We start from the raw sequence: 6522 nt of genomic DNA on the forward strand, positions 1-6522 counted from the left end.
GTGCGACGCGGCGCCGAACTTGCGCTGCGTGTTCACGATGCTTTTGCGCAGGTCGATCATGTCAGCCTTCCTCCGCCATTCGCGCTTCGGATTCGCGCCGTGCTTGCAGCCCTGGCACGTCCGGCCATAGCCGCTTCATGGCGCGCAGTTGCGCCGCCACGCAGGCGCGGTCATGCGCCGGAAGGCAGTCATCGCGGATGACGCGCTTCTCGCGATTGCGGCTGCCCACCATCGAGCCGCCGCGGTTGTAGGTATTGCCGAACAGCGCGTCGATGACACCCTGCGGTTGATCGCGCAGCGCGGTGCCGTAGGCGCGCTCGGTGGCGCGCATGTAGGTCGGCGCGCTGGCAGCCTGGAACACGCCAAGACAGGGCTGGTAGGCCGTCGTGATGTCGCGGAACTGCGGCAGCGCACGGCGCGCGGCGGTGCCGACAATGCCACTGGTCTGCGCCAACCGATCCACTTGCGCATGCGCGCGCCAGTCTGCGCGAATGGTGCGTGCGGTCTGGTGCCCGCCGTCGTAGCCGATGCACCAAGTGATGCCGGACGCGCCACCCGGCCACACCGGATGCGTGAGATTGCGGCTGTAGCGCGCCTCGCTGGTGATCTCCCAGCGGACGATGTGCGCCAAGCCGGCATCGGACAATGCAGGCGCGGACGGCTCGGCCTGCGCATCTTGCACCGGCAACGCCGCCTGCACGGACTCACGCAGCGCCACGGCAGCCGGCACGATGACCGTCGCTGCCGCATCCTGCGCGGGCGTCACAACGTCTGCCACGACAGCCTGCGTGATCACCGGCGCCAGCACGACAGCAGGCGCAGGCACGGCGGCATCGCAGCCAACCAGCAGCGCCAGCGCGAGCAACAGGCAGGCGCGCATTACACGCCACCCCCCACCAGCAGCCAGAAGCCGCCGGTGATGATCAGCGCGGTGAAGGTCTCGATGCGATCCTTCACCAGCACCCATTGCGCGTGACGGTTCCCAAGCTCCGCAGCTGCGTGCAGTTCCTTTTCTGCATCAGCAGGCAGGTCGTGCATGTACACCGCCTTGATCAGCCATGCGCTGCCCAACCATGCACCGACGTAGGCGCAATGCGCAGGCAGTTCCGCCAGCCACGCCAGCGCGTCACCGCCCAGCCGAACAATGCCGCCCAGCACGATGAAGCCGACCACGGACAGCACCACCATCGCCGGCAGCCACACCGTGAATTCCTGCGATGCGTAGATGGCCTTGCGCAGCTTGGCGAAGATGGCGCTCACATCCCCACCTTCCTTTCCACCTGCTGCAGCCGTCGCTCGTGGTCATCGATGTGGGCGGCATTGTTGTTGACCTGCCGCACCACGCCTTCATCCAGCCGCGTGCTGATGACGCGCATGTCCGTCTTGATCTGCTGGATGTCCTGTCCCTGCTCGCGGATGGTGGCCAGCGCGCCATTGCCGATCCAGGTCAACATGCCAAGCAGCACGGTGACAAGCACCGGCATCAAGGCGCGACTGACCAGCTTTGCGGTCACGGACTCGACCGCGTTTTCGACGCGATGCGGGCGAGGTTCGTGGTCGTTGTATCCGGTCATGGAGAGGCCTGGTGCAGTCGGGATTCATCGGGGAGACCCCGCCGGAATCCGGCGGGGCCGATGGGTCACGCCGTGGTGGTGGCGTTGCCCGGCGTGAGCATCACCGTGCAGGTGGTCTCGCCGTTGCCGCCACCTTCCCATGCGATGGCGCCGCCCATCACATCGCCGGTGGCGCCGACGGCCGCGCTGTCATCGAACGCGCCTTTGCCGCTGTCGGCGGACACGTCCCAGAGCAGCTTTTCGCCCTGGACGAACACCGCCGCGCTGACCTTGGTGATGCCGCTGAAGACGCCGGTGATTGCAACGCTGCCGGATGCGGTCGATGCGATATCGACCAGCGCAACGCCCAGCAGGCTGGGGCCGACCTTGACCAGCTGCCCGGAAGCGACGTTCGCGCCCGTGCCGTTGGTCCATTGGATGACATCGCCATCCTGAACGAAATTCTTTGCCATGGTGGTACTCCTTGCCGATGGTGCTTGATTGCGTTGAGGGTTTTGTCAGGGAGGGCGGCGAACCGAAGTCCGCCGCCCGGTGGATCAGCCGCCGGCGTTGGTGACCGCGCCGATGCTGCTGATCGCGTTCACGCCGTATTTGTGGGTGACGCGCCATGCCAGGCCTTCCGTGCGGAAGTTCTCGTCCTGGCGAATCTGCGGCTCGCGGATGCCGTTGAGGAACCCGACTTCGATGACCGGCGCGACGGCTGGATCCGCGAACAGATACCAGCGCGTACCGCTGAGGCGCGGGCTGGAGACCACGTCGCGCACGATGTTGCGCGCGATGTTGAAGCGCTGGAGCTTGTTGGTGGCGTCCGGGTCGTACTCGGAATTGACCACCGCCCGCGCCGCGCCCGCCTTCGTCACCGGGCCAAGCCAGATGGCCGGTTCCAGATCGAGGAAGTCGTTGCCGCCGAAGTCCTTCTGCGTGCGCAAGACAGACGCAGCCGAATCCAGCGATGCGACGGTCGGCGCAGCGGCGGTGCCATCGATATTGGTGCCGCTTGCACGCAAGGCGTAGAACAGCGGTTGGCCGTCACTCATCGTCGGGCCAAGGTTGCTGTTGAGTGCCAGCAGCGCGTACACGTCCTTTTCGATGGTGCGTCCGGCAGCGCGGCCCAACATGCCGGCCAGGTCGATCAGGAAGCCCAGGTCATCGTTGGCCAGCACTTCCGGGGTGAGCTCCAGAATGCGGCCCTTGCGCTTGCCGGTGATGCTTTCCTTGCCGCCGTCGCCCAGGGTGCCGTTCGTGTACTCGCCGGACTGCGAGACTTCGGCCAGATCGCTGAAGCTGGAGAGCTGGTAGCGGCCGTGCGGGCGATAGTCGGTCAGGGTGCCGATTTTGCAGAACCGATCCCACGTCCAGGGCTGCGCGTTGTAGTTGGCCACGATGACCTTGTGCAGCGCGTTTTCCAGCAGGACGGGGAAGTCGCTGGTGGACTGGCCGGCCGCCAGCACCTTCATGCCGATGTCATCGCGGGTCATGTCGCGGGTGCTGATGCCGGCGCGCAGCAGGCAGTGTTCGGCCAAGCCAAGCAGGGTGGCGTTGGCCAGCGGATTGCCGGCGCGGGCGCGGGCCGCTTCGTCACCCTTGAAGAAGCCGGCCCGGGCGAGGATGGCGTTGACGCCGGCCTCGCGGAACTTGTCGGTTTCATCGACGCCCGCCTCGACACGCGCGCCGCCGTTCAACGGCTGGCGGCCTTTGGCCTGCAGGCGCAAGATTTCCTTGCCGACATCGCCGGCAGTCACGTCCGGATCGGCTTCGGCGATGACGCGCTGCACGTAGGCTTGCACGTCGGCGTTGTCGAGGCACGCCCCGGCCATCGCCTGGATCTCGGTGTTGCGGGTGCGCAACGCGGCCAAAGCGGCGGCGGTGGCGGCAGCGGTGGCATCGGCGACCGCCGTATTAGTGGGAATCGACATGGGACTGGCTCCAGTAAGTGCGCCGGCGGTCGCCGGCAGGAATTCGCGGGCGGATGCTCGCGGAACGGATGCCGCATCGGTTGCGACCGATGCAGATGCAGGCGCGCGGAAAGCAGCGCGCAGGTTCGTGCGCAGCGCGCCGGGCGCGCTGGCGATCAGGCCTTGCAGCAACGCCGACGCGGCCTCATCGGTGGTGGGTTCGTCGGCAGCTTCGTCGGCGGTGTCTTCGTCGTTCACGAAATCGCACAAACCAAACGCCAGCGCGGAGGCAGCGTCGTACCAGTAATCCTTGCCGGTGGCCCACATCGCCTCGAACTCCGAGGCTGGCTTGCCGGTCTTGCGCGCATAGCTTTGCGCCATCGCCGAGCCGAAAACCTCCAACACGCTGGCGAATTCTTCAGCCAGCTCGCGCACGTCCTTGGCGTTGCCGTCGATGTAGAGGCTGCCCCATGGCGCATGCAGCATCATCAGCGCGTTGCTGGGCATGGTCACGATGTCGCCGGCCATGGCGATCAAGCTGGCGATGCTGCATGCGGCGCCGTCGATGGTGACATCGATGACAGCGCCGCGCGCCGCGTGACGGCGCAGCTCGTTGTGGATGGCCACGCCATCGCTCACGCTGCCGCCGTAGCTGTTGATCCGCACCCGGATGGTGCTGGCCTCGGTGCCCTGCAGGGCTTCGACCACCGACTTCGCGGTGATCGATTCATCGTCCCACCAGCTTGCGCCGATGTTGCCGTAGATCAGCAATTCAACCGCATCATCGGCGGCAGCGCAGACCTGCATGCGCCCGGCGACTTCGGCCGATGTGGCAGGATTGGCGCGGGCCAGCGCTTTGCGCAGGCCGGCAGACAACGGCTGCAAGACAGTGCTCATTCGTTCTCCTTGACCGCATTGGCGATCAGCGCAGCGCGAAGCTGGCCGCGCGCGTTGGGATCGTCTTCCTGGTCGGGCTGCGGGCGGCTGCCACCGGGCAACGCAAGGCCGGCGTTTTGCTGCGCCCAGTCTTCGCGCAGGCGCAGGACTTCTTCCGGATCGTTGCCGATCAGCTGGATATTCTGCTGCGGCGCCTGCCAGCCGCGGTCTTCCATTTCGCCGCGTGCCAGGGCTTCCTTCAGCGGATCGATCCACGGCATCTGCGGGCGGATGTACACCGCCGCGGTGAGTTCGCGCAGCGTCCAACCGGCCGGCATGCGCACCGCGCCGGACAGCAGGCAGGCTTTGACAAACGCAGCCCATACAGGCCGCATGACGCGCGCCACGAACTGTTCGCCCAGCATGGCGTAGGCGCCGTACTTTTCGACCAGCTCCTGACGCTGGGCGCTGTAGGTGCCGTTGTAGTTCATCGACAAGCTGCTGAAGCTGGTGCCCAAACCGCCGGCGACGCGGCGCAGCTGGCCATCGACGTAGGCGGCCACGTTCGGGTTCGGCCGCTTGCTGTCCAGCACCTCGATCGACTCGCCCGGCAGCAGGTCATCGGCGATCATGCCGGGCACCATGCTCAATGAGCGATAAGCGCGATCGAGCGCCACGCCGGTGGCATCCGTGCTGTCGGTGCCGCCGTAGGCTTCCGGATTGCCCTTGATGATTTGTGCGCACAGGCTGGCCGCGACCTTGGCGGCGATGCGTTCGCTGTCTTCGTAGTCTTGAATGTCGCGCATGCGCGTCATCACGGAGGCGAAGATGGACAGACCTCGCACTTGCCCAATTCGGTCGATCATGGCGAATTGCTGCACCTGTTCGGCAGGCACGCGTTTGGTGTCATCGATGTAGCCGATGCCTTCGCCCGGGTGGCGCTTGTAGATCCAGAACGCGACGCGACGCCCCCAGGCGTTGAGCTCGATACCCTGCTGGATGTTGCGGCTGGTGTCGTACATGCTCAGCGGCACCATGTCCGACTCAAGCAACTCCAGCGAGAACGGGATGCCGTGCGCGCCGTGTTCCAACAGTGCAACCGGGCCGGCCAGCTGCTGCCAGAAAACCTCACCATCGCGGTACGCGGAGCGCGCCAGCAGCTGCTGGCACTTGCCGAAGTCATGCGTCCACGTCACTTCCGGCTGATCCCACCACGCATCCCACAAGTCGCGCAGTTGCTGGGCCAACTCGCGGTTGACCTTGTCGCCACTCTTGCGCGGCGCCGGCATGACATCGATGCCGCTGCCCACGGTGTTTTGCACCAGCACGTTGAGCGCGTGCCGCGCCAGGTCGTGATCGCGTTCCAGCGCCCGGGCGCTGGTGCGCAGCTGCGCGGCGTCCAGCCCGACAATGCGGTTTGCGCCGCCGGCGTCGCGCGCCAGCTTGCGCGTGCGGCTCGGGCGGGTGGCTTCATGAACGCCAAAGTGTGCCGACGGGCGCGGTGCTGATGCGGCCGACACCGCGACACGAATAGCGCGATCCGCCGCCAGCGCGGCTGACAAGCGATCTTTGGCGATGGCGGCGGACGCGGCCATCAACCTCGACACCCGCTGAAATCGGCCTGGCTGAACCGGCCACCACGTCCGCCGGCGGCATTTGCTTCCCTGGCAACCTGCGCCTGCAGCAACGCGATCTGCTTTTGCACCATCGCCAGATCCGCCATCTTCAGGCTGCGATCGGCAAAGCGCACTTCCTGCCCGCCGAGAATTGCGGTCTCGGCATCGAGGTAAAGCTGCAACCGGGTTTCAGCAGGTGTTGCCATGCTGTATAGCCTGACGATGCCCGCGTCCGTTTTCTAAGTAAAATCGCGGACAGTGCAACGCTGGAACCCGCATTCCAGAGCCATTACAAAATGGCGTTGTCCGCGTTTTCAGTGAAATCGCGGATTTCGGGCCGTTCAGCCTTGCGCGGAATGCCGCCGGGGAACAGCTTGTAAAGTGTGGTGCGCGACATGGCATGTTCCATGCACACTCGCGACACACTGACGCCGCGCTCCAGCTGCGCCCGGATCTGCAACAGGTCGTATTGCCTGGCTGCCGCCGGGATGTACAGTTGCCCGCCGCCATGCTCGCGCTGCAAGTAGGCCAGCACCGCGTCGGCATACGGCTCGGCGAGGA

General features: G+C 66.0%; 8 protein-coding genes. All 8 read right to left on the reverse strand.

What is annotated here, in order from left to right; genetic code table 11:
- Positions 1–61 precede the first annotated feature (61 nt).
- The gene (locus tag IT472_RS11690) at positions 62–880 is read right to left on the reverse strand and encodes a hypothetical protein (RefSeq protein WP_297174516.1); all 819 of its coding nucleotides are present in this window, start codon (positions 878–880) and stop codon (positions 62–64) included.
- Positions 880–1260, reverse strand: a complete 381-nt coding sequence (locus IT472_RS11695) for a hypothetical protein (protein ID WP_297181738.1) — start codon at positions 1258–1260, stop codon at positions 880–882. Before IT472_RS11695 ends, IT472_RS11690 begins: the two co-directional genes overlap by 1 nt.
- Positions 1257–1574 carry a hypothetical protein gene (locus IT472_RS11700; protein WP_297181740.1) on the reverse strand — a complete coding sequence of 106 codons (318 nt, stop codon included), beginning with the start codon at positions 1572–1574 and terminating at the stop codon, positions 1257–1259. The genes IT472_RS11695 and IT472_RS11700 overlap by 4 nt, the downstream gene beginning before the upstream one ends.
- A gap of 65 nt (positions 1575–1639) precedes the next feature.
- A complete protein-coding gene (locus IT472_RS11705) occupies positions 1640–2026 on the reverse strand; it encodes a DUF2190 family protein (RefSeq protein ID WP_297174526.1) in 387 nt (128 codons plus the stop codon).
- An 84-nt stretch (positions 2027–2110) separates the two neighbouring features.
- Positions 2111–4366 (reverse strand): head maturation protease, ClpP-related, encoded by a 2256-nt coding sequence (locus IT472_RS11710; protein WP_297181741.1) that lies wholly within the window; start codon positions 4364–4366, stop codon positions 2111–2113.
- Positions 4363–5940, reverse strand: coding sequence for a phage portal protein (locus IT472_RS11715; protein WP_297174532.1), 1578 nt, complete (start codon positions 5938–5940; stop codon positions 4363–4365). The genes IT472_RS11710 and IT472_RS11715 overlap by 4 nt, the downstream gene beginning before the upstream one ends.
- Positions 5940–6167: a primosomal replication protein PriB/PriC domain protein gene (locus IT472_RS11720; RefSeq protein WP_297174535.1), complete on the reverse strand. Its 228-nt coding sequence runs from the start codon at positions 6165–6167 to the stop codon at positions 5940–5942. Before IT472_RS11720 ends, IT472_RS11715 begins: the two co-directional genes overlap by 1 nt.
- A gap of 83 nt (positions 6168–6250) precedes the next feature.
- Positions 6251–6522 (reverse strand): hypothetical protein (locus IT472_RS11725; RefSeq protein WP_297181743.1); only part of this gene is annotated, 272 nt, incomplete at its 5' end.

The sequence above is a fragment of the Thermomonas sp. genome, assembly GCF_020850895.1.
Taxonomy (GTDB): Bacteria; Pseudomonadota; Gammaproteobacteria; order Xanthomonadales; family Xanthomonadaceae; genus Thermomonas.

Bases quoted from the DNA above. Each gene is read 5' to 3' on its own strand.
- IT472_RS11705 (WP_297174526.1), bottom strand. From the start codon at position 2,026: ATGGCAAAGAATTTCGTTCAGGATGGCGATGTCATCCAATGGACCAAC.
- IT472_RS11710 (WP_297181741.1), bottom strand. From the start codon at position 4,366: ATGAGCACTGTCTTGCAGCCGTTGTCTGCCGGCCTGCGCAAAGCGCTG.
- IT472_RS11720 (WP_297174535.1), bottom strand. From the start codon at position 6,167: ATGGCAACACCTGCTGAAACCCGGTTGCAGCTTTACCTCGATGCCGAG.
- IT472_RS11715 (WP_297174532.1), bottom strand. From the start codon at position 5,940: ATGGCCGCGTCCGCCGCCATCGCCAAAGATCGCTTGTCAGCCGCGCTG.
- IT472_RS11700 (WP_297181740.1), bottom strand. From the start codon at position 1,574: ATGACCGGATACAACGACCACGAACCTCGCCCGCATCGCGTCGAAAAC.
- IT472_RS11690 (WP_297174516.1), bottom strand. From the start codon at position 880: ATGCGCGCCTGCCTGTTGCTCGCGCTGGCGCTGCTGGTTGGCTGCGAT.